Source organism: Pseudomonas sp. ASL4 (genome assembly GCF_056680395.1).
Window position 1 is genome coordinate 439,048 of sequence record NZ_CM155280.1, and the last position, 21,145, is coordinate 460,192.

The 21,145-nt window shown below is 59.5% G+C and carries 20 protein-coding genes and 2 pseudogenes; 15 read left to right on the plus strand and 7 right to left on the minus strand.

What is annotated here, in order from left to right; genetic code table 11:
- Positions 1 to 284 precede the first annotated feature (284 nt).
- Positions 285 to 1,342: pseudogene (locus AC1MEW_RS01945) on the minus strand (NtaA/DmoA family FMN-dependent monooxygenase).
- A gap of 22 nt (positions 1,343 to 1,364) precedes the next feature.
- Between AC1MEW_RS01945 and AC1MEW_RS01950 the strand changes: the two are divergent.
- Positions 1,365 to 1,486 (plus strand): annotated as a pseudogene (locus tag AC1MEW_RS01950) (LacI family transcriptional regulator); the annotation flags it as partial.
- A gap of 136 nt (positions 1,487 to 1,622) precedes the next feature.
- Here the strand turns inward: AC1MEW_RS01950 and AC1MEW_RS01955 are convergent.
- The 3 genes from AC1MEW_RS01955 to AC1MEW_RS01965 all read right to left on the minus strand — a co-directional run bounded on the left by AC1MEW_RS01955 (position 1,623) and on the right by AC1MEW_RS01965 (position 3,286).
- Positions 1,623 to 2,087 (minus strand): type II toxin-antitoxin system HicB family antitoxin, encoded by a 465-nt coding sequence (locus tag AC1MEW_RS01955; protein WP_322270201.1) that lies wholly within the window; start codon positions 2,085 to 2,087, stop codon positions 1,623 to 1,625.
- Positions 2,084 to 2,266: a type II toxin-antitoxin system HicA family toxin gene (locus AC1MEW_RS01960; RefSeq protein WP_201199690.1), complete on the minus strand. Its 183-nt coding sequence runs from the start codon at positions 2,264 to 2,266 to the stop codon at positions 2,084 to 2,086. Before AC1MEW_RS01960 ends, AC1MEW_RS01955 begins: the two co-directional genes overlap by 4 nt.
- A 129-nt stretch (positions 2,267 to 2,395) precedes the next feature.
- The gene (locus AC1MEW_RS01965) at positions 2,396 to 3,286 is read right to left on the minus strand and encodes a LysR family transcriptional regulator (RefSeq protein ID WP_480425275.1); all 891 of its coding nucleotides are present in this window, start codon (positions 3,284 to 3,286) and stop codon (positions 2,396 to 2,398) included.
- 129 nt (positions 3,287 to 3,415) lie between these two features.
- Between AC1MEW_RS01965 and AC1MEW_RS01970 the strand changes: the two genes are divergently transcribed.
- From AC1MEW_RS01970 to AC1MEW_RS01980, 3 genes are all read left to right on the plus strand, one after another.
- Positions 3,416 to 4,156 (plus strand): SDR family oxidoreductase, encoded by a 741-nt coding sequence (locus AC1MEW_RS01970; protein ID WP_480425276.1) that lies wholly within the window; start codon positions 3,416 to 3,418, stop codon positions 4,154 to 4,156.
- Positions 4,157 to 4,166: 10 nt separating this feature from the next.
- The gene (locus AC1MEW_RS01975; protein WP_480425277.1) at positions 4,167 to 5,057 is read left to right on the plus strand and encodes an SDR family oxidoreductase; all 891 of its coding nucleotides are present in this window, start codon (positions 4,167 to 4,169) and stop codon (positions 5,055 to 5,057) included.
- Between the two features lie 138 nt (positions 5,058 to 5,195).
- Positions 5,196 to 5,453 carry a hypothetical protein gene (locus AC1MEW_RS01980; protein ID WP_480425278.1) on the plus strand — a complete coding sequence of 86 codons (258 nt, stop codon included), beginning with the start codon at positions 5,196 to 5,198 and terminating at the stop codon, positions 5,451 to 5,453.
- A 17-nt stretch (positions 5,454 to 5,470) separates the two neighbouring features.
- Here the strand turns inward: AC1MEW_RS01980 and betT are convergent, their stop codons facing one another.
- Positions 5,471 to 7,426: a choline transporter BetT gene (gene betT / locus AC1MEW_RS01985; protein WP_201205085.1), complete on the minus strand. Its 1,956-nt coding sequence runs from the start codon at positions 7,424 to 7,426 to the stop codon at positions 5,471 to 5,473.
- Between the two features lie 417 nt (positions 7,427 to 7,843).
- Entirely contained in the window at positions 7,844 to 8,770 is a 927-nt protein-coding gene (gene epsC, locus AC1MEW_RS01990) for a serine O-acetyltransferase EpsC (RefSeq protein ID WP_480425279.1), read from the minus strand.
- Between the two features lie 190 nt (positions 8,771 to 8,960).
- On the opposite strand from epsC, the gene AC1MEW_RS01995 reads away from it, so the two are divergent.
- From AC1MEW_RS01995 to tcyN, 4 genes are all read left to right on the plus strand, one after another.
- Complete coding sequence (locus tag AC1MEW_RS01995) at positions 8,961 to 9,953, plus strand: D-cysteine desulfhydrase (RefSeq protein ID WP_201199684.1); 993 nt, start codon at positions 8,961 to 8,963, stop codon at positions 9,951 to 9,953.
- A gap of 358 nt (positions 9,954 to 10,311) precedes the next feature.
- Positions 10,312 to 11,112: a cystine ABC transporter substrate-binding protein gene (gene tcyJ / locus AC1MEW_RS02000; RefSeq protein WP_201199683.1), complete on the plus strand. Its 801-nt coding sequence runs from the start codon at positions 10,312 to 10,314 to the stop codon at positions 11,110 to 11,112.
- Positions 11,112 to 11,777, plus strand: coding sequence for a cystine ABC transporter permease (gene tcyL, locus AC1MEW_RS02005; RefSeq protein WP_201199682.1), 666 nt, complete (start codon positions 11,112 to 11,114; stop codon positions 11,775 to 11,777). Before tcyJ ends, tcyL begins: the two co-directional genes overlap by 1 nt.
- A 4-nt stretch (positions 11,778 to 11,781) precedes the next feature.
- Positions 11,782 to 12,537 (plus strand): L-cystine ABC transporter ATP-binding protein TcyN, encoded by a 756-nt coding sequence (gene tcyN, locus AC1MEW_RS02010; protein WP_201255355.1) that lies wholly within the window; start codon positions 11,782 to 11,784, stop codon positions 12,535 to 12,537.
- Positions 12,538 to 12,614: 77 nt separating this feature from the next.
- On the opposite strand, the gene AC1MEW_RS02015 is transcribed toward tcyN, so the two are convergent.
- Positions 12,615 to 12,800, minus strand: a complete 186-nt coding sequence (locus AC1MEW_RS02015; RefSeq protein WP_322270196.1) for a hypothetical protein — start codon at positions 12,798 to 12,800, stop codon at positions 12,615 to 12,617.
- Between the two features lie 231 nt (positions 12,801 to 13,031).
- Here AC1MEW_RS02015 and AC1MEW_RS02020 point away from each other — a divergent pair, with 231 nt between their 5' ends.
- The 7 genes from AC1MEW_RS02020 (at position 13,032) to AC1MEW_RS02050 (ending at position 20,770) form a co-directional block, all read left to right on the plus strand.
- Positions 13,032 to 13,793, plus strand: a complete 762-nt coding sequence (locus tag AC1MEW_RS02020) for a hypothetical protein (protein ID WP_201255354.1) — start codon at positions 13,032 to 13,034, stop codon at positions 13,791 to 13,793.
- A 403-nt stretch (positions 13,794 to 14,196) separates the two neighbouring features.
- Positions 14,197 to 15,438 (plus strand): SfnB family sulfur acquisition oxidoreductase, encoded by a 1,242-nt coding sequence (locus tag AC1MEW_RS02025; protein ID WP_480425281.1) that lies wholly within the window; start codon positions 14,197 to 14,199, stop codon positions 15,436 to 15,438.
- Positions 15,439 to 15,458: 20 nt separating this feature from the next.
- On the plus strand, positions 15,459 to 16,652 hold the full coding sequence (locus AC1MEW_RS02030; protein ID WP_201199678.1) for an SfnB family sulfur acquisition oxidoreductase: 1,194 nt from the start codon (positions 15,459 to 15,461) through the stop codon (positions 16,650 to 16,652).
- Positions 16,652 to 18,010, plus strand: coding sequence for an LLM class flavin-dependent oxidoreductase (locus AC1MEW_RS02035; protein WP_322270192.1), 1,359 nt, complete (start codon positions 16,652 to 16,654; stop codon positions 18,008 to 18,010). The genes AC1MEW_RS02030 and AC1MEW_RS02035 overlap by 1 nt, the downstream gene beginning before the upstream one ends.
- Positions 18,011 to 18,202: 192 nt before the next feature.
- A complete protein-coding gene (locus AC1MEW_RS02040) occupies positions 18,203 to 19,012 on the plus strand; it encodes a MetQ/NlpA family ABC transporter substrate-binding protein (protein ID WP_480425282.1) in 810 nt (269 codons plus the stop codon).
- Positions 19,013 to 19,014: 2 nt separating this feature from the next.
- Complete coding sequence (locus AC1MEW_RS02045) at positions 19,015 to 20,136, plus strand: methionine ABC transporter ATP-binding protein (protein ID WP_201199673.1); 1,122 nt, start codon at positions 19,015 to 19,017, stop codon at positions 20,134 to 20,136.
- Positions 20,126 to 20,770, plus strand: a complete 645-nt coding sequence (locus AC1MEW_RS02050; protein WP_322270191.1) for a methionine ABC transporter permease — start codon at positions 20,126 to 20,128, stop codon at positions 20,768 to 20,770. Before AC1MEW_RS02045 ends, AC1MEW_RS02050 begins: the two co-directional genes overlap by 11 nt.
- Positions 20,771 to 21,145: the final 375 nt, after the last annotated feature.

The following is a 21,145-nucleotide window of genomic DNA, read 5'->3' on the forward strand; positions in this document are numbered from 1 at the left end:
ATCCTCTCTTGTTTGAGTTACTTCTAACTGGAACCAGACATCAATCCTGTTTGTTTGGACTTACTTCTAACTGGAGTCAGACATCAATCCTGTTTGTTTGGACTTACTTCTAACTGGAGTCAGACATCAATCCTGGGGCGAGGGAGCTTGCTCCCGCTCGGTTGCGCAGCGGCCGCCAAGCCAGCCAACGCGATAAACCTGACAGAACGCGCCAGCCGATTTTGGGGTCGCTTCGCGCCCCAGCGGGAGCAAGCTCCCTCGCCACAAAAGCCCTTTACCTTCATCTATACAAATCGATTGGAAGGCCGGGCCAATCCAAGGTTCTGGCGCAAGGTCCGGCCTTCGTACTCTGTTCTGAACAACCCGCGTCGCTGCAGTTGCGCAACCACGTAGTTCGGCGAGGCTGAGGTTCTCCTGGCCGGCCAATTCCGTCAGCGGCAACGCTGGCAGCGGTCCGTCCAGCAGGTACTTCGACAAGTCGAAGTTACCCAGCATACGCCCAAGTAATGCGACGCCAACCTCGGGTTCGACTAATTGCTGAAACGTTTCATATTTTTCCCGGGCTTCGCTTTCGGTGCGCCCGACGACCACAAAAACACCGGGCATGATTTTCAGCGAATCGGCGCTGCGAACGTACCGGTTCAAGCGTCCCTTGAGCTCGACATAAAACGCCTGGGCATTGGCCTGCGCCGTCTGCGCGGTGAACACCGCCTCGGCGTTTTGCGCCGCCAGGTCACGGCCAAGTTCGGTAGAACCAGCCTGCATATTCAGCGGGCCTTTGACCCGGAAGTGTTCGCCGACAGGGTCGAGGATGTGTACTTTTCCGGGTGGTAGTACGTACTGCTGGCCTTGTCGCGTACAAAGGCGTCATCTTTCCAACGACCCCAGAGTCCGGTGACCACCTGATAGAACTCCCGAGCCCTTCTGTAGCGTTCGGCATGACCGAAATGCTAGTCGCGACCGAAATTTTGCGCTTCGGCGACATTGTCGAAAGTGACAAGATTTCAGCCCGAGCGCCCCCTGAAAGAGGGTCCATAGAAGCGAACTTTCGTGCTACATGGTACGGCTCGTTATAGCCGGCTGTAGGCGTGGCGATCAGCCCGATGCGCTCTGTCACGGCGCTCAAAGTAGCCAGTAAAGTCAGGGGTTCAAAGTGGTCTGAGCGAGCCATGCGGTTGGCAATCGGTCTGGTCGCGGCGGCCACGCTGTCGGCAATGAACAACGCGTAAAACTTCGCCGCTTCGGCGATCTGCGCCAGGTGCTTGTAGTGCCTGAAGTCTAGTCCGGCATCGGCCGGCACGTCGGGATGCCGCCAGGCGGCAATGTGGTGCCCGGTAGCCATCAGGAACGCGCCGAGCTTGGGTTTGGCGATTGGCGTACTGGCGACGACGCGGGTGCTGGAACGCTGGGTGTGTTGCCGGTGGCGGATGAGGTGCAGCGGTTGAATCTGCTGGAGTGTCGGGTGATCGAACGCGAGAGCGCCTGAGCGATCCACACAACCTTCACTGACGTGCGCAGTACCTGTGGGAGCGAGCTTGCTCGCGATGGCGGAATGTCAGTCGACATCAATGTTGAATGTCATACCGTCATCGCGAGCAAGCTCGCTCCCACAGGGATCTGTGTCAGGCCGACAACTCACGCAGAGCTGCAGCCGCCAAAAAACCAGATCTTGAGCTGTAGCGCTGATCCCGCCTGACGGTCTGATCAATTCGCTCAAGTAACTGCTCAGGCAGCGTGGCATTAAAGCGCACCGACTTGCCAAAGTACGGTGTGATATCAAATTCGACCACACCCCATACACCACCCGCGTAATCGGGATTATCAAGGTGAGCATCAATCTCGCGGACCTGCGGCAAAGGCTCGCCATCAGCCACCAATCCTTCGTAGTGCAAGGACAAAGCTTCCTTCACGTTTTCGAATGCCTGCGCCACAGTGCCGCCCGCAGAGAAGCACCCCGGCACGTCCGGGATGATCACTCCGTATTCTGAGTCGGCATCCTTATGCAGAACGACCGGGAATTTCATTTGGATGAATCCTTCCTGTGATAGGTCCCCATCGGGACTCTCGAATCCGATGACGGGTCTCATTTCAAGCCCGCCTGTTTCAATATGCTGTTGATCGTCCCCTTGGGTAGATCCGAGTCAGGGTGCTTGATCGTCACCCTCCCTGGCTTGCTCGAATGTTTGTATTGGTGGTGACTGCCTTTCACCGCCACCAGATACCAACCATCCTCCTCAATCATCCTGATCATTTCCCGACTTCGCATTTCCTTCGCCTTTTTCGACAGCACCTGCTGCGTACTCTAGGCGTTAAAAGCGATGGCGATACACACCATACACACTCCGACAAATATTAGCCGATGAGGGCCACTCCTATTTTGCCTTCGGACCAGCGGCTACCGCCCCCCCGCAAACACCTCCCCCAACCAATCCACAAACACCCGAACCCGGGGCGACATGTGTCGGTTGTGCGGGTACAGCACTGAAACCGGCATCGGCGGCGGTGGTGTGTCGGTGAGGATTTCCTGCACCAACCCCTGGGCTATCTGCGTTTCCATGCGGTAATGCGGGCACTGGATAATGCCGAGCCCGGCAATTGCCGACGCCGCATAAATTTCTGCGCCGAACACCGACAGCGCGCCATCGATGGCCACTTCTTTCAGTTCGCCATCGACCATGAACTCAAACGGAAACTGCTTGGCCGTGGTGCGCGACACGTAGTTCACCGCGCGGTGCTGGCTCAGGTCGGCGAGGGTTTTCGGTTCGCCGTATTTACGCAGGTACGCCGGGCTGGCGCAGGTGATCTGGCGCAGGTTGGCCACGCGTTTGCCGATCAACGCCGAGTCGCCGAGGGTGCCGGCGCGCAGTACGCAGTCGACGCCTTCGGCGATCAGGTCGACAAAGCGGTCGGCCTCGCTGATGGACAACTCGATGTCCGGATAACGGGCCATGAACTGCGGCAATGCCGGGATCACAAAGTGCTTGGCCAAGGTGCCGTGCAAATCCACCCGCAACCGCCCTTTCGGCGCAACGCCGCGAAACGCCAGTTCGGCTTCTTCCAGCTCCGCCAGCAACTGCACGCAACGCTGGTAATACGCTTCGCCATCCAGCGTAGGACGCACCTTGCGCGTGCTGCGCTCCAGTAAACGCGTGCCGAGCCAGGCTTCGAATTGATTCAGCGTGTGGGTCCGCGTGGCCCGCGGCAGGTTCAGGTCATCGGCGGCCAGCGTGAAGCTGCTGCGCTCGTAAATCCGCACGAACACCTTCATCGCTTTGACTTGATCCACGGTCAGCTCCTGACTTTTGATTATTGGCGATTATTGAACAGTCAAGGCAACTCTCCTGCATTTATCGGCCTGAGTAAACATGTGAGTCTGGCTTCACCCCAAGCAAACACCTTCAAAGGAACCACAGCCATGACTACTCAGACTTCGAAAGTTGCCATCGTGACCGGCGCCTCCCGCGGCATCGGCGCGGTGATCGCCAAACAACTGGCGAGCGAAGGTTTCGCCGTCGCCATCAACTACGCCAACAGCGCCACCGGGGCCTCGAAACTGGTGGTCGAGTTGCGCCAGGCCGGCCACCAAGCCATAGCGATCAAGGCTGACGTGGCCAGCGCCGACGACGTACGCCGGTTGTTCGACGAGACCGAAGCTCAGTTGGGCAAGGTCGATGTGCTGGTCAACAACGCCGGCATCCTCAAGGTGATGCCGCTGGCGCAACACACGGACGAACTGTTCGACCAAAACTTCAATATCCACACCCGCGGCACGTTCAACGCCCTGCGTGAAGCCGCCACTCGCCTGAACAGCGGCGGGCGGATCATCAACTTTTCCAGCAGCACCGTCGGCATGAACCTACCGGGCTACGCGGTGTACATCGCCAGCAAAGCGGCGGTGGAATCCCTGACCCAGGTGTTCGCCAAGGAAATGCGCGGTCGCAACATTACCGTCAACGCGGTCGCACCAGGCCCGGTGGCCACGGACCTGTTCCTGCACGGCAAAAGCGAAGAGCAAATCCAGACGTTCGCCAAGATGGCGCCGCTGGAACGCCTGGCTCAGCCAGAAGACATTGCCCGCGTCGTGAGCTTCCTGGTCGGCCCGGAGTCGGCTTGGGTCAACGGGCAAATCCTGCGGGTTAACGGCGGTCTGGTCTGAGGTGAATCCCATGAAAAATGTCATTCTGATCACGGGCGCCGGCACCGGCATCGGCAAACTCGCCGCCGAATCACTCGCCCGAGCCGGGCACATCGTTTACGCCAGCATGCGCGACGTAAACGGGCGCAACGCCGCACGGGCTGAGGGCTTTCGCCTCTGGGCCAAAGCGCAAAACGTTGAGTTGCATCCGCTTGAACTCGACGTGCTGTCGCAGGATTCGGCCGACGCGGCGGTGGCGACCATCGTCAAAGAGCAAGGCCGTCTCGACGTGGTCATGCAGAACGCCGGGCACCTGGTGATCGGCCCGACCGAAGCCTTCACCGCCGAAGAAATCATGAAAGTCTTCGACACCAATTTCTACGGTGCCCAGCGGGTCAGCCGCGCGGTGTTGCCGCAGATGCGCGCCCAGGCTTCGGGGTTGGTGTTGTGGATCAGCAGCACCACGACCAAGGGCGGTTTCCCACCGTTCATGGGCCCATACGCCGCAGCGAAAGCAGCGATGGATTCCCTGGCGGTGAGCATGTCCTACGAACTGACTCGCTTCGGTATCGAAACTTCAATCGTCGTGCCCGGCGCCTTCACGCGCGGCACCGACCATTTTCCGAGTGCCGGCAAACCGGCCGATGTGGCGCGCAGCAACGCCTATGCTCGATATGACGGAGTGATGGATAAAGTCGGCGAACGCCTGAGTGCGTTGACCCCGGACGATACTGACCCGCAAGCGGTAGCGGATGACATCGTGCGAATCATCGGACTGCCCCAGGGCTCGCGGCCGGCGCGGTCGGTGATCGATTTTGTCGGGGATGGCGCGGCGCAAGTGCTGGAAGTTTCGGAGCGGGTTCGGATCGAGTTTGCCGAGCGGATCGGGATTGATGATTTGCTCGAGCTGACACCTCAGTGACCCCTTCGCGAGCAAGCCCGCTCCCACACTGGATCTGCGTCTAACACAACACAGTTGGACACACAGACCTCTGTGGGAGCGGGCTTGCTCGCGAAGGCGGCCTATAAGGCAACACATCGCTAAAGGACGGAACACACCATGCACACCACCATCATCATTTTCTTCGGCCTGGTCCTGCTGGCACTGATGCTCTACATCGGCGAGCGAGTCGGTTTCAACCGTCAGACGCTGACCTACAGTTTCGTCATCCTGTGGCTGGCATTGACGATAATCAACGGCGCGGTGGGCGTGGTCACTGCCAGCCAACCCGTCAGTTCAGAACTGGTGGTCGGCAGCGTGGTGTTTGGCGTGCCGGTGGCGGCGCTGGTTCTGTTCATGGTGTTGAACAAAGCCTAGCCGCCACCGACGCCTGATCAACGAACCAGGTGCAGGAACTGCATGTGCCGTTCGTACTGATCGAGGATGTCGTTGATGATCTGATCCTTGGTGTAACCCACCAGATCGTAGTCCTGACTGCCTTCGGCCAGATGCACTTCGGCCCGGTAGTAGCGACGGTTGTTGAGTTGCTTGGACCCCATCCCGCCACGGGCAAAGGACGGCGTGAAGTAACCGCGCATCTGCACCTGGTAGATGAATGGGTGCTGCTCGCCATGACCGATTTCCAGGCTGACACTGTCATTCGCCGGATCCGGCTGAGTGACCACGTTCAAACCCTTCTCGACAAACACCGCCGTCACTTCTTCAATCGCCGGGCGCACCGTCGTTTCGAGGAAGCGGTAAACCTCATCCCGCGACGGGAAATGCACCGCCTGACTCAAGCGCTGACGCCAACCGCCACGCTTTGAACCGGAGACCGGCGCCAGAGAATGCATCTGCGCGATCTGCTTCTGGGACTCCAGATAAAACGCTTTGTGCAGCCCCCACATCATCAGCAGCAGGATCATCGAGAACGGCAACGAAGTCAGCACCACCGCTGATTTCAGCGCATCGATGCTGCCGGAAAACAGCAGCGCACTGGTCACCAGCGCGGTCATCGCACCCCAGAACACCCGCAGCCATTTCGGCCCGTCTTCATCCGGGTTGCCGCCCTTGGCGGACAGCGTCGACAGCACCACGGTGCCCGAGTCTGCGGACGTCACGAAGAACACGAAGCTGATAAACACCGTCACCGCGATCACGGTTTTGCTCCACGGGTAGGTTTCCAGCAGCAGGTACAGGGTCATCGACGGGTTATCGATGGCCGACATACCGAGTGCGCTCATGCCATGGTTGAGGACTTGGTCGATGGCGCTGTTGCCGAAGATCGACATCCACGCCAGGGTGAAACCGAGCGGAATCAGCAGCACGCCGAAGACGAATTCGCGGATGGTCCGGCCACGGGAAATCCGCGCGATGAACAGGCCCACGAACGGCGACCATGCAATCCACCAGGCCCAGTAGAACACCGTCCAGCCGCCCAGCCAGTCGCTAGGCTTGTCGTAGGCATAGAGGTCGAAACTCTTCATCGGCAACGCGCCGAGGTAGTCGCCGATGTTCTGGATCAAGGTGTTGAGCAGGTGCTGAGTCGGGCCGGCAAACAACACGAACAGCAGCAGCGCACAGGCCAGCAGCATGTTGATGTCGGACATGACCCGCACGCCTTTATCGACGCCGGACACCGCAACGGTGATCGCCGCGCCCATCATCAGCGTGATCAGGCCGACCTGAATCCAATGCGTATGGGCGATGCCGAACAGGTAGTCGAGCCCGGAGTTGAGGTGCAACACCCCAAAGCCCATATCGGCACCGAGGCCGAACACCGTGGCGATGATGCCGAAGCCGTCCACCGCGTAGCCGATAGGGCCGTTGATACGCTTGCCGATCAGCGGATACAGCGCCGAGCGCAGGGCCAGCGGCAGGTTATGTCGATACGCGAAATACGCCAGCGCCATGCCGACGAAGGCGAACACGCCCCAGCCATGCAGACCCCAGTGCAGAAACAGAATCTGCATCGCCTGCCGCGCCGCTTCCGGCGTACCGGCAGTGCCTTGGGGCGGTTGTGACAAGTGCGTCAGCGGTTCGGATACGCAGAAGAAAAACAGCGTGATGCTGATCCCGGCGGCGAACAGCATGCCGGCCCAGGACAGGTAACTGAATTCGGGTTCGTCGTGGTCGGCACCGAGCTTGATCTTGCCATAGCCAGATAACGCGGTGACCACCACGAAGACCAGATACAGGGTCATTGCGAGCATGTAGTACCAGCCGACCGTATTGGCCGCCCAGTTTTGCGCTTCCAGTAACCAGGCACCGGCCTGTTTGGGCATGGCGATGACGACAATGCCGAACAACAGAATGAAACCGGCCGAGAAATAAAACACCGGCGGATTCATGCGGACCTGGCCGCTGGGAGGGGTGGACGGTGCACTCATGAAAGGTGCACCTCAAGGGGATGAAACAGGGCAATCAGTAACGGACTCGGCAAGGGCAAGCCTCCTGTTGTGAGCGGGCAGCAAACCGGCGGTTTAACTTGAATGAGCGTTCAAGTTAAACATGAATAGCGTGCTAAGGACTAATCGCAGGGCTCGGCGGTCGCTTTCCTACGCTAGCTCAAGGAAGGGTATGACGCGGGGGTTGGGGGATTCGTTCAGTGGGAAATGAGCTAAATGCCATTATCGCGTTCGACGTGAATCCATTCGCGGGCAAGCCTCGCTCCTACAGGTCATGCGCCATTTTGAAAATGGCGCATGACCTGTAGGAGCGAGGCTTGCCCGCGAAGAGGCCAGATCTGTCAGCGGAGATTTCGAGGCTTACTTCTGCGTCCCATCATCATGCTGCAAATTCGCCTGCGTCAGGTTGCACCCCGCCGGCACACTCCGGGTCAGCCACACATTGCCACCAATGGTCGAACCCTTGCCGATGGTGATCCGCCCCAGAATCGTCGCCCCGGCATAGATCACCACATCATCCTCAACAATCGGATGCCGCGGATGGCCCTTCTGCAACTGGCCGTCCTCGTCCGCCGGGAACCGCTTGGCACCCAACGTTACCGCCTGATAAATCCGCACCCGCTCACCGATGATCGCGGTCTCGCCGATCACTACACCTGTCCCGTGATCGATAAAGAAGCTGCGGCCGATCTGCGCGCCCGGATGAATATCGATGCCGGTCGCCGAGTGAGCGATTTCCGCGCTGATCCGCGCCAGCAACGGCAACCCGGCGCGGTACAAGTGATGGGCGAGGCGATGGTGAATCACCGCCAGAATCCCCGGATAGCAGAGCAACACTTCATCGACGCTGCGGGCGGCCGGGTCACCGTGATAGGCCGCCAGCACGTCGGTGTCCAACAGGCTGCGCAGCCCCGGCAAGGCGAGGGCAAACTCCTGGATGATCTGGATAGTCTTGGCCTCGACCTCAGTGTCGGCCTGGGCGCTGTGGCGCGCGGCGTAGCGCAGTTCAAGCCGCGCCTGGGCCAGCAACGCGTTCAGCGCCACGTCGAGGGTGTGGCCGACGTAGAAGTCTTCACTCTCTTCGCGCAAATCTACCGGCCCCAACCGCATCGGGAACAACGCACCGCACAAGGCTTCGAGAATGTCCGCCATGGCCGCCCGGGAGGGTAACTCGCGACCGCCCTGCTCGCCGCTGGCGCGGCCGTTTTGTGCACGCCATTGATCACGCGCCGTGCGCAGCTGGCTGACGATGGTCTGCAATTGCCAATGGCTGGAACGCTCACTCACGGTAAAAACTCCTCACGGGCGGCCGGACTGTCTGGCCGCGTTGACGGCGATTACTCTACGGCATGGTCTCGACGCCGAATTAAGAACCAATAGTGCTGTGATCTGAACATTCGGATATAAGCGATTGACGGTTGCCGCTGCAAAAAGCCGTGCTTATAGTCCTGACATCCTCCCCCGCCAGTACGGACCCATGATCAAACAACAGCTTGCCCGCTTTAATCGCCTCGACCTGCTCGGTCACCCTACCGCTCTGGAAAAACTCGAACGCCTGTCGACCTGGCTCGGCCGCGATGTCTACGTCAAACGCGATGACCTGACGCCACTGGCCATGGGCGGCAACAAGCTGCGCAAACTCGAATACCTGGCCGCCGATGCGCTGGCTCAGGGCGCCGACACGTTGATCACTGCTGGCGCGCTGCAATCCAACCATGTGCGCCAGACTGCCGCCATCGCCGCCAAATTAGGCCTGGGCTGCGTTGCGCTGCTGGAAAACCCGCTGGGCACCGACGACGCTAACTATGTCGGCAACGGCAATCGGCTGTTGCTCGACCTGTTCGACGCCAAAGTCGAGTTGGTGGAGAACCTCGATAACGCCGACGACCAACTGCAAGCCCTGGCCGATCGTCTGCGCAACAACGGCAAGAAGCCGTATCTGGTGCCGATTGGCGGCTCTAACGCCTTGGGCGCCTTGGGTTACGTGCGCGCCGGGCTGGAACTGGCTGAACAGATTAAGGACACCGGCCTGCAATTCGCAGCCGTGGTTCTGGCGTCGGGCAGTGCCGGGACCCACAGCGGTCTGGCGCTGGCCTTGAGCGAAGTACTGCCGGATCTGCCAGTGATTGGCGTGACCGTTTCCCGTAGCGAGGAAGATCAGCGGCCGAAGGTTCAGGGTCTGGCCGAGCGCACCGCCGAGCTGCTGGGTGTGGGCCTGCCGGCGAGTTTCAAGGTTGAACTGTGGGATGAATACTTTGGCCCGCGTTACGGCGAGCCGAATGCCGGGACGCTGTCGGCGGTGAAACTGCTGGCGAGCCAGGAAGGGTTGCTGCTGGATCCGGTGTACACCGGCAAGGCCATGGCCGGGTTGCTGGACGGCATTGGGCGCGGGCGGTTTGATGAAGGTCCGATCATCTTCCTGCACACCGGTGGGGCGCCGGCGTTGTTTGCCTATAAAGACTTCCTTTAACGGAATAACGCATTCCTGTGGCGAGGGAGCTTGCTCCCGCTGGGGTGCGAAGCGCCCCCCAAAACCTGCGCTGCGATGTTTCAGTTAAAACGCAGTGAACGGGTTTACGACTGCTGCGCAGCCGAGCGGGAGCAAGCTCCCTCGCCACGGGGATCGCATCGGCCACATATTCCCTAAATGAATAACAAACTCAATATTTAGTATTTTCCTATCTAACGGCATCATCATATAGTCGCGCCGCAGGCGAATTTGGCGCGAGACGCATAAGCTGCTTTAGGGCAGGATATCGCAGTCGTCCAAATCCCGATTTTGCCAACATTCCTAAAAGCGTCTTCATAAGAAAACACAGGGGCTTGTCATGAATTTTTCCGCACTACGTCGCAACCTGCTGGTCGGTTCGCTGGGCCTGGCACTGAGCGCTGGCCTGTTGGGGCAAGCGGTTGCCGGTGAGCAATTGCAAAAAATCAAGGACGCAGGCGTGATCAACGTCGGCCTGGAAGGCACTTACCCACCGTTCAGTTTCGTCGACGCCGACGGCAAACTGGCCGGCTTCGAAGTCGAGCTCTCCGAAGCCCTGGCCAAAAAGTTGGGCGTTAAAGCCAAGATTCAGCCAACCAAGTGGGACGGCATCCTCGCCGCTCTGGAATCCAAGCGCCTGGACGTAGTGGTCAACCAGGTGACCATCTCCGACGAGCGCAAGAAGAAGTATGACTTCTCCGAGCCGTACACCATCTCCGGGATTCAGGCGCTGGTGCTGAAGAGCAAGGAAGCCGCGCTGAACATCAAGACCGCCGCTGACCTGTCCGGCAAGAAAGTCGGTGTAGGCCTTGGCACCAACTACGAACAGTGGGTCCGGGCCAATGTGCCGGGTGCTGACGTGCGCACCTACGACGATGATCCGACCAAGTTCGCAGATCTGAACAATGGCCGTACCGACGCCATCCTGATCGACCGCCTGGCTGCGCTTGAATACGCCAAGAAAGCACCGAAAACCGTTGCTGCCGGCCAAGCATTCTCCCGCCAGGAGTCCGGCATTGCCCTGCGTAAAGGTGAGCCAGAACTGCTGGCTGCAGTGAACAAGGCCCTCGACGAGCTGCGTGCCGACGGCACACTGGCCAAGATCTCGGAAAAATACTTCCAAGCTGACGTCACCAAATAATGGAAGAAGCTTTCCAACTCGCACTGGACTCCGCGCCCTTCCTGCTGAAGGGCGCGTACTACACGGTCATCTTGAGCCTGGGCGGGATGTTCTTCGGCCTGGTGATGGGCTTCGGCCTGGCGTTGATGCGCCTGTCGCGTTTCAAATCGGTAAGCTGGCTGGCCCGCATCTACGTGTCGTTCTTTCGCGGCACGCCGTTGCTGGTGCAGCTGTTCGTGATCTATTACGGCTTGCCGCAATTGGGCATCGAACTTGATCCGCTGCCGGCCGCCCTGATCGGCTTCTCGCTGAACATGGCCGCCTACGCCTGCGAAATCCTCCGTGCCGCGATCAGCTCCATCGAACGTGGCCAGTGGGAAGCTGCCGCCAGCATCGGCATGACCCGCGCGCAGACCCTGCGCCGGGCCATCATTCCGCAAGCGATGCGCACGGCCCTGCCGCCGCTGGGCAACAGCTTCATTTCGCTGGTCAAGGACACCGCGCTGGCCGCCACCATCCAGGTGCCGGAACTGTTCCGCCAGGCGCAATTGATCACCGCCCGGACTTTCGAAGTCTTCACCATGTATCTCGCCGCCGCGCTGATCTACTGGATTCTGGCCACGGTGCTGTCGCACCTGCAGAACAAGTTGGAAGAGCGGGTCAATCGGCACGACCAGGAGTCCTGACCCAATGATTGTCGTGGAAAAACTGACAAAGCAGTTCAAGGGTCAAGTGGTGCTCAACGGCATCGATCTGGAAGTGAAGGAAGGCGAGGTCGTGGCAATCATCGGGCCCAGCGGCTCGGGTAAAACCACGTTCCTGCGCTGCCTGAACTTCCTCGAAGAACCCACCAGCGGCCGGATCAAGGTCGGCGACATCGAGATCGATGGCAGCCGCCCGCTGAACCAGCAGCAAGGTCTGGTGCGACGTCTGCGCCAGCACGTCGGTTTCGTGTTCCAGAACTTCAACCTGTTCCCTCACCGCACGGCCCTTGAGAACGTCATCGAAGGCCCGATCGTGGTGAAGAAAATCCCTCACGCCGAAGCCGTTGCCCTGGGCAAAAAGCTTTTGGCCAGGGTCGGTCTGGCAGGCAAGGAAGACGCTTACCCGCGACGCCTGTCCGGTGGTCAGCAACAGCGTGTGGCGATTGCCCGTGCGCTGGCGATGGAGCCGGAAGTGATTCTGTTCGATGAACCCACCTCAGCGCTCGACCCAGAGTTGGTCGGCGAAGTGCTGGCGACCATCCGCAGCCTCGCCGAGGAGAATCGCACCATGGTCATCGTCACCCACGAAATGGGCTTTGCCCGTGACGTGGCGAACCGCGTGGTGTTTTTCGACAAGGGTGTGATCGTCGAGCAAGGCGAAGCCAAGGCGCTGTTTGCCAACCCGAAAGAAGAGCGGACGAAGCAGTTTCTCAGCAAGTTTCTGAATAACACGCACAACTGAAATATCACTTCACTACTTGTTAACTTCCATGGACGGAAGTGACATTTATTTCGTCATATTAAATCCCTCGCCTTTGTTTATTCAGTTCCCACAAATAATAGATCGACCCTCGCCTCTGCGTGCGTTACATATTTATGTTCTGCAACAGACTCATTTCGCCTGATCTTCATAAAAATCTTCGCTGACGCTGCGCCAAGCAGCGCCGCCTCGCGCCCGTGAAACCCACTAAATTTGCGGAAAAATTCAACAGGACGCTGCGGCATATTAACTCCGGCGCGTAGGACATTTCTGAATAACACAATAAACAACGCTTAACTAAGTGCCTCTATTGACAGTTGTTCCGGCGCACTCTTATCTAAGCCCTAACAGGCGCCAGGCATCACGTTCAATCATTATTTAAACAGGCAAATAGTGGCCCGTTATATTGCTCGGCAATTCGCGCCTTTGATCTTCCAGAAACGGACTTCGCTGCAAGGCTTCAAGGAGAGAACCCCATGACAAGCACCTCGAACAAACCCGAACTTGCGGCCCCGACCCTGGCGCAATCTCACAAGAGCGGCATCAACATTACCTCGGCTGCTCACTTGCTGATCGGCGTCGCGCCCTACCCCGGAATGGATGAAGGCGACCTGATCGAACTGTACTGGGACAACTGCTACGTAGCGTCGAAAGCACTGATTGTCGACGATGTCGGTCAACCCGTGCGACTGAGAGTGCCAGAGAGCTTCGTCGCTAACGGCACCTCGCACATCCACTACCGTGTCATGCAAGTTGGGCAAGACCCGGCGCTATCGCTGGCGACACGAGTGCAGATCAAGCTCGACTGCCCGGGCGGCCTGTCGCCTGCCGCGTCCGGCGATGAAAACCAGGGCCTGGCGCCAGTGAACATTCCCGAAACCATTCGCCGCCAGGGGGTCAACCCGAACCAGATCAAACGCGGCGTGCCGCTGACTATCGAGCCCTACCTGAACATGGCCATCGACGACGAAATCACCCTGCGCTGGGGCGACGTGCGCATGGACCTGCCCAAGCTCAAGGCTGGCGACATCGGCGAGCCGATCCAGGTCTGGGTGCCGCCGGCGATCATCCTCGAAGCGGGCGAAGATCTTCGCCTGGAAGTGACCTACTGCATCCTCGACCGCGTGGGCAATAACTCCCGCTGGGCGCCACCGCGGATGTTGAAGATCGGCTGTGCCAATCCTTATCTGAAAGTTCCGTTGAAAGAAGAGCTCAAGGCTGCAGAAACCCGCAAATAGTAAAAATACCGCCGCCCCTGTGGGAGCGGGCTTGCTCGCGAAGAGGCCGTATCAGCCAACATCAATGCTGCCTGACACAACGCCTTCGCGAGCAAGCCCGCTCCCACAGGGGCGCGTATTCAGGTTTCACGACCGCTGCGCAGCCGAACTCAGGCCACCGCTGTTGCTACACAAACAACTGTTGCTCTACGGACAGACACCCTTCTATGCATATTCCTAAAAGTTAGTTTATTAATTATTTATACACGCTTAGGGTATATGCACCGGACCACCGGACATTCTTGTTATTCGTTCGCCGCATTGATTGCGGCGTTTCCATGAGATGTGAGGTAGGTATGGTCCGGAACACAATCACCCCAGTGCAGAACGCCAGGGCATTGCGTGCAGCCAAGGAGTGGCGCTGATGTCCAATCTGGCAGATGCAATCGTCCAGAGTGATCTGGATATCGCCCCCCTATTGTTGCCCGCGCAGGTTTTGCGCAACGACGCACAAGCCATCAAGGCTGCCCACGAACTGGCGCAAGTCGCCCTTTTGCAAGCCGCCAAACGTGACCAGCAGCGCAAGCTGCCGTGGTCGGAAATCGAACAATTCACCCGCAGCGGTCTGGGCAGTATTGCCATCCCACGCGAATACGGTGGCCCGCAGGTTTCGTTCGTCACTATTGCCGAGGTGTTCTCGATCATTTCCGCGGCCGACCCGGCACTCGGGCAGATCCCGCAGAACCAGTTCGGCATCCTGAACCTGGTACTTGGCAGCGCCACGGAATCGCAGAAAAAACAGCTGTTCAAAAGCGTGCTCGAAGGCTGGCGCATCGGCAATGCAGGGCCAGAACGCGGGACCAAAAACACTCTCGAACTCAAGGCGCGGATCACTGCTGACGGCGACGGTTTTGTCGTCAGCGGCCAGAAGTTCTATTCCACCGGTGCGCTGTTCGCTCACTGGGTAGCGGTCAAGGCGTTGAACGATGACGGCAAGCAAGTGCTGGCCTTCGTCCGCCGTGGCACACCGGGTTTGCGCATCGTCGATGACTGGTCGGGCTTCGGTCAGCGCACCACCGCCAGCGGCACCATTTTGCTCAACAACGTGCGGGTCGACGCCGAGCTGGTGGTGGATAACTGGAAGATCAACGACAGCCCGAACATCCAGGGCGCCGTATCGCAACTGATTCAAGCGGCCATCGACGCCGGCATCGCTCGCGGCGCCATCGACGACGCCATTGAATTCGTGAAAACCCGCGCTCGGCCATGGATCGACGCCAAGGTCGAACGGGCCAGCGACGACCTGTACGTGATCGCCGACATCGGCAAACTGAAAATCGAATTGCACGCCGCTGAAGCGCTGCTGCGCAAGGCCGGGCAGGTGCTCGATCAGGTCAACGCCGCGCCGCTCACCGCCGAGTCCGCTGCCCGTGCGTCGATTGCCGTGGCCGAAGCCAAAGTGCTGACCACCGAGATCTCGCTGCTGGCCAGCGAAAAGCTTTTCGAACTGGCCGGCAGCCGCGCCACCCTTGCCGAATTCAACCTCGACCGTCACTGGCGCAACGCCCGCGTGCACACGCTGCACGACCCCGTTCGCTGGAAGTATTACGCCGTTGGCACCTACCACCTCAACGGCACGCTACCCGCTCGCCACTCCTGGATTTGACCAGACCTCTGGAGAAACACATGACTCTTTCTCACCACGTCGCGGTCATAACCAGCGATGAGCAAGCCCTGATCGTCGCCAGTGACCTGGCCGAAGATTTCAAACGCGACAGCGCCCTGCGCGACCGCGAACGTCGTTTACCGCACCCGGAACTGGAAGTGTTTTCCCGTTCGGGCCTTTGGGGCATCAGCGTGCCCAAGGAGTACGGCGGCGCCGAGGTTTCCAACGTCACCCTGGCCAAAGTGATCGCCTTGATTGCCCAGGCCGACGGCTCCCTTGGCCAGATCCCGCAGAACCATTTCTACGCCCTCGAAGTGCTTCGCGTGAACGGCAGCGAGGCGCAGAAAAAACGCCTGTACGCCGAAGTATTGGCCGGCCAGCGCTTCGGCAATGCCCTCGCCGAACTCGGCACCAAAACCGCCCACGACCGCGTCACCAGCCTGAAGCGCGACGGTGACGGCTATCGCATCAACGGCCGCAAGTTCTACGCCACTGGCGCGATTTACGCCCAGCGCATCCCGACCTCGGTGGTGGATGAAAACGGCGTGCAGCAACTGGCGTTCGTGCCGCACAACAGCAAAGGCCTGACCGTCATCGATGACTGGAGCGGTTTCGGCCAGCGCACCACTGGCAGCGGTTCGGTGGTGTTCGAAGACGTCTACGTCGCCGCCGAAGACGTGATGCCGTTTCAAAGTGCCTTCGAACGCCCGACCACCGTTGGCCCGTTGGCGCAGATTCTTCACGCCGCCATCGACACCGGCATCGCCCGCGCCGCTTACGAAGATGCCTTGCACTTCGTGCGCACCAAAACCCGGCCGTGGATTGACGCCACCCATGAAAAAGCCATCGATGACCCGTTGACCATCAAGAGCTTCGGCCACTTGGCGATTCGTCTGCACGCCACCGAAGCGCTGCTGGAACGCTCCGGCGAATTCCTCGACAAGGCCCAGGCAGAGATGAACGCCGAGACGGTCGCAGCGGCATCGATTGCTGTCGCTGAAGCCCGGGCCATCAGCACCGAAATTTCCCTCGCCGCCGGCAGCACGCTGTTCGAACTGGCCGGCAGCCAGGCGACCCTGATCGAACACGGTCTGGATCGCCACTGGCGCAACGCTCGGGTGCACACCCTGCACGACCCGGTGCGCTGGAAGTATCACGCCGTCGGCAATTACTACCTCAACGATGAAAACCCGCCGCTGCGGGGGACGATCTGATGGCCGACGCCAAGAAAAAGATCCTGCTCAACGCGTTCAACATGAACTGCATCGGGCACATCAACCATGGCTTGTGGACGCATCCACGGGACAACTCCACCGAATACAAAACCATCGAATACTGGACCGAACTGGCTCAGCTGCTGGAACGTGGTCTGTTCGACGGTTTGTTCATCGCCGACATCGTCGGCGTGTACGACGTCTACCAGAACTCGGTGGACGTGCCGCTCAAAGAGTCGATCCAGTTGCCGGTCAACGATCCTTTGCTGCTGGTCTCGGCTATGGCCGCCGTCACCAAAAACCTCGGCTTCGGCCTCACCGCCAACCTGACTTACGAGCCGCCGTATCTATTCGCCCGACGCATGTCGACCCTCGACCATTTGAGTCGTGGTCGCGTGGGCTGGAACATCGTCACCGGCTACCTCGACAGCGCCGCCAAGGCCATGGGTCTGAGCGAACAAGTCGAACACGACCGCCGCTACGACCAGGCCGACGAGTACCTGCAAGTGCTCTACAAACTCTGGGAAGGCAGTTGGGAAAACGGCGCGGTGCTCAACGATCCCAAGCAGCGGATCTACGCCCAACCGGAAAAAGTGCACAAGGTCGAACACAAGGGTGAGTTCTATCAAGTCGAGGGTTATCACCTCTGCGAACCGTCGCCGCAGCGCACACCGGTGCTGTTCCAGGCTGGCAGCTCGGATCGCGGTTTGCTGTTCGCCGGGCGCCACGCCGAGTGCGTGTTTATCAGCGGCCAGAACAAACCGTCGACCAAGGTGCAAGTGGACAAGGTCCGCGCCAGCGCCGTCGAGGCCGGGCGCAACCCTGAGGACATCAAGGTGTTCATGGGCTTGAACGTCATCGTCGGCGCCACCGAGGAACTGGCCTGGACCAAGCACGCCGAGTACCTCAGCTACGCCAGTGCCGAGGCCGGTGTGGCGCATTTCTCGGCGTCTACCGCGATCGATTTTTCCCAGTACGAGATCGACGAACCGATCCAGTACGTGAAGAGCAACGCGATCCAGTCAGCCACCAAAAACCTGCAAAACAACGACTGGACCCGACGCAAATTGCTTGAGCAGCACGCCCTCGGTGGCCGCTACATCACCGTGGTCGGCTCGCCTGAGCAAGTGGCCGATGAGCTGGAATCGTGGATCGCCGAAACCGGGCTGGATGGTTTCAACCTGACGCGGATTGTCACGCCGGAAAGCTATGTGGATTTCATCGATTTGGTGATTCCGGAGTTGCAGCGGCGGGGGTCGTACAAGACGGCTTACGACAGCGGCAGCCTGCGCGAGAAGCTGTTTCACGGTGAGGCGCATTTGCCGGAGCAACACACAGGCGCAGCGTTCCGCCGCTGATCTCTGTGGCGAGGGGGCTTGTCGGATCGCCGCACCGTCCCGTTCGGCTGCGAAGCAGTCGCAAAACCTGCGCACCGGTTTTACCTGACACACCATTATTGAATGGTTTGGGGGCTGCTTCGCAGCCCAGCGGGAGCAAGCTCCCTCGCCACAAATGCGTGCACACATTAAATAATTGACTGGAAAGCCATGATGACCAAGAAACTCCTGACCCACCCAGTCAAAGCACTGGCCCTGGCCCTCGGCCTCTTCAGCTCCGTCACCTTCGCCGCCGAAGCGCCGCTGAAAGTCGGCACCACCGCCGCCTTCGCCATCCCGCTGGAAGCCGCCGTCGAAGAAGCCTCCAAACAAGGCCTGAAAGTCGAACTCGTAGAGTTCAGCGACTGGATCGCGCCGAACGTCAGCCTCGCCGCCGGCGACATCGACGTGAACTACTTCCAGCACATTCCGTTCCTGGAAAACGCCAAGGCTGCCGCCGGTTTTGACCTGGTGCCGTTTGCGCCGGGGATCATCAACAACGTCGGCCTCTATTCGAAAAAATACAAAAGTTTCGACGAGCTGCCGCAAGGCGCCACCATCGCCATCGCCAACGACCCGATCAACAGCGGTCGCGGGCTGCAACTGCTGGCCAAAGCCGGGCTGATCACCCTCAAACCGGGTGTCGGCTACAAGGCCACCGAAGAAGACATCATCGCCAACCCGAAGAAAATCAAAATCCTCCAGGTCGAAGCCGTGCAACTGGTCCGCGCCTACGACGACGCCGACCTGGTCCAGGGCTACCCGGCCTACATTCGCCTGTCGAAGACCTTCGATGCCGGCTCGGCGCTGCTGTTCGATGGCCTCGATCACAAGGAATACGTGATTCAGTTCGTGATCCAGCCAAAAAGCAAAACCGACCCGCGCCTGATCAAATTCGTCGACATCTACCAGCATTCGCCAGCCGTTCGGGCAGCGCTGGATAAGGCTCACGGCAAGCTCTATCAAGCTGGTTGGGAAAGCTGAAAATGACGGCCGCTATCCAACGGCGACTGGATATTCCAGAGCCCCACAATGCTGATCAAACTGAACTGCACCCGGAGCTCAACCGCGCCCATGTGCGCTTCATCGGGCTGGGCAAAACCTATAACGGCAAGCAAGGGCCGGTGGCGGCGTTGCATGGCATCGACCTCGCGATCCAGCGTGGCGAAGTGTTTGGCATCATTGGTCGTAGCGGTGCCGGCAAGTCGTCGCTGATCCGCACCATCAACCGCCTGGAACAACCGAGCACGGGCCGAGTGCTGATCGATCAGGTGGACATTGGCGAGTTCGATGAAGACCGTTTGGTGGCGCTGCGGCGGCGGATCGGCATGATCTTCCAGCACTTCAATCTGATGTCGGCCAAGACCGTTTGGCAGAACGTTGAATTGCCGTTGAAAGTAGCGGGGGTGCCGAAGGACAAGCGCGAAAAGAAGGTCCGCGAACTGTTGGAACTGGTGGGCCTTCAAGAGAAGCACAAGGCTTACCCGGCGCAGCTTTCCGGCGGGCAGAAACAACGCGTTGGCATTGCCCGCGCGTTGGTGCATGACCCGGAGATTTTGCTGTGCGACGAGGCGACTTCGGCGCTTGATCCAGAGACTACTCAATCGATCCTCGGCCTGTTGCGCGAGATCAATCAGCGCCTGGGTTTGACCATTGTGCTGATCACCCACGAGATGGCGGTGATTCGCGATATCTGCGACCGGGTCGTGGTGCTCGAACACGGAGGTGTCGTCGAGCAAGGGCCGGTGTGGGAAGTCTTCGGCAACCCGCAGCATGAGGTCAGCAAGACCTTGCTCGCACCGCTGCAACACGCCTTGCCGGAAGAACTGCAAAGCCGTTTGCGCGCGCAACCACAATCCTCGGATGAGGCCGTAGTGCTGCGTTTGCGATTCACCGGCAGCGCGACGGATGAACCGGATCTGGCGGCGCTGTTCGCCGCGCTCGGAGGCCGCGTGCGCCTGCTTCAGGGTGGCGTCGAGCGGATTCAGGGTCATGCGCTGGGGCAATTGCTGTTGGCGGTGACAGGCTCGTCCCTGGGCGCCGAGGAATTGCGTCAACGTGCCGGCAACTGGGCGCAACAGGTGGAGGTGCTGGGTTATGTGGTTTGATCGCTTGCTTCAGGGTTTTATCGACACCTTCCTGATGGTTGGCGTGTCGTCGCTTATCGCGCTGCTGGCAGGGATTCCGATGGCGGTGATTCTGGTCACCAGCGACAAGGGTGGCATCTACGAAGCGCCCCTGCTGAACCGCGTATTGGGCGCGTTCGTGAATCTGTTTCGCTCGATTCCTTTTCTGATTTTGATGGTGGCGCTGATTCCGTTTACCCGGCTGATCGTCGGCACCACCTATGGTGTTTGGGCGGCCGTCGTTCCGCTGACCATTGCCGCCACACCGTTCTTTGCGCGGATTGCCGAAGTCAGTTTGCGCGAGGTCGATCACGGGTTGATCGAAGCCGCGCAAGCGATGGGTTGCCGGCGCTGGCATATCGTCTGGCATGTGCTGTTGCCTGAGGCGCTGCCGGGGATTGTTGGCGGCTTCACCATTACGCTGGTGACGATGATCAACTCGTCGGCCATGGCCGGGGCGATTGGGGCCGGTGGGCTGGGGGACATTGCGTATCGATATGGGTATCAGCGCTTTGATAGCCAGATCATGTTGACGGTGATTGTGCTGCTGGTGGTGTTAGTGGCGATTATTCAGTTGGGCGGGGATCGGTTGGCTCGGGGTCTCAACAAGCGCTAGGAAAGTTGCGAACACTCATTGTGGCGAGGGGGCTTGCCCCCGTTGGGCTGCGAAGCAGCCCCCAGACCATTCAATGAAGCGTGTCAGGCAAACCCGACTGGCAGGTTTTGCGGCTGCTGCGCAGCCGAACGGGACGGTGCGGCGATCCGACAAGCCCCCTCACCACAAAAGCTCATTCGCCACAGGTAATCACTGACCTGCGAAGGTAAGTTTTCGCACAAGAAAATCAGGGTGCCAGCAGGGCCAATCCCTTTCATTTGCAGGACGTTTCCTAGATCATTCCGCTCGCTTGCGCCTGCCAAATCTGATGGCTAGTCTTCGGTCCGTCACTGCATATCAGTGATCGGGTTTAGTCGCCCGGATCTTTCTAGGCGC

What these genes read in the sequence shown, in the direction of transcription:
- AC1MEW_RS01955 (WP_322270201.1), bottom strand. Translation starts at nt 2,087, where the DNA reads ATGAGACCCGTCATCGGATTCGAGAGTCCCGATGGGGACCTATCACAG.
- AC1MEW_RS01960 (WP_201199690.1), bottom strand. Translation starts at nt 2,266, where the DNA reads ATGCGAAGTCGGGAAATGATCAGGATGATTGAGGAGGATGGTTGGTAT.
- AC1MEW_RS01970 (WP_480425276.1), top strand. Translation starts at nt 3,416, where the DNA reads ATGACTACTCAGACTTCGAAAGTTGCCATCGTGACCGGCGCCTCCCGC.
- AC1MEW_RS01975 (WP_480425277.1), top strand. Translation starts at nt 4,167, where the DNA reads ATGAAAAATGTCATTCTGATCACGGGCGCCGGCACCGGCATCGGCAAA.
- AC1MEW_RS01980 (WP_480425278.1), top strand. Translation starts at nt 5,196, where the DNA reads ATGCACACCACCATCATCATTTTCTTCGGCCTGGTCCTGCTGGCACTG.
- betT (WP_201205085.1), bottom strand. Translation starts at nt 7,426, where the DNA reads ATGAATCCGCCGGTGTTTTATTTCTCGGCCGGTTTCATTCTGTTGTTC.
- AC1MEW_RS01995 (WP_201199684.1), top strand. Translation starts at nt 8,961, where the DNA reads ATGATCAAACAACAGCTTGCCCGCTTTAATCGCCTCGACCTGCTCGGT.
- tcyJ (WP_201199683.1), top strand. Translation starts at nt 10,312, where the DNA reads ATGAATTTTTCCGCACTACGTCGCAACCTGCTGGTCGGTTCGCTGGGC.
- tcyL (WP_201199682.1), top strand. Translation starts at nt 11,112, where the DNA reads ATGGAAGAAGCTTTCCAACTCGCACTGGACTCCGCGCCCTTCCTGCTG.
- tcyN (WP_201255355.1), top strand. Translation starts at nt 11,782, where the DNA reads ATGATTGTCGTGGAAAAACTGACAAAGCAGTTCAAGGGTCAAGTGGTG.
- AC1MEW_RS02015 (WP_322270196.1), bottom strand. Translation starts at nt 12,800, where the DNA reads ATGCCGCAGCGTCCTGTTGAATTTTTCCGCAAATTTAGTGGGTTTCAC.
- AC1MEW_RS02020 (WP_201255354.1), top strand. Translation starts at nt 13,032, where the DNA reads ATGACAAGCACCTCGAACAAACCCGAACTTGCGGCCCCGACCCTGGCG.
- AC1MEW_RS02025 (WP_480425281.1), top strand. Translation starts at nt 14,197, where the DNA reads ATGTCCAATCTGGCAGATGCAATCGTCCAGAGTGATCTGGATATCGCC.
- AC1MEW_RS02030 (WP_201199678.1), top strand. Translation starts at nt 15,459, where the DNA reads ATGACTCTTTCTCACCACGTCGCGGTCATAACCAGCGATGAGCAAGCC.
- AC1MEW_RS02035 (WP_322270192.1), top strand. Translation starts at nt 16,652, where the DNA reads ATGGCCGACGCCAAGAAAAAGATCCTGCTCAACGCGTTCAACATGAAC.
- AC1MEW_RS02040 (WP_480425282.1), top strand. Translation starts at nt 18,203, where the DNA reads ATGACCAAGAAACTCCTGACCCACCCAGTCAAAGCACTGGCCCTGGCC.
- AC1MEW_RS02045 (WP_201199673.1), top strand. Translation starts at nt 19,015, where the DNA reads ATGACGGCCGCTATCCAACGGCGACTGGATATTCCAGAGCCCCACAAT.
- AC1MEW_RS02050 (WP_322270191.1), top strand. Translation starts at nt 20,126, where the DNA reads ATGTGGTTTGATCGCTTGCTTCAGGGTTTTATCGACACCTTCCTGATG.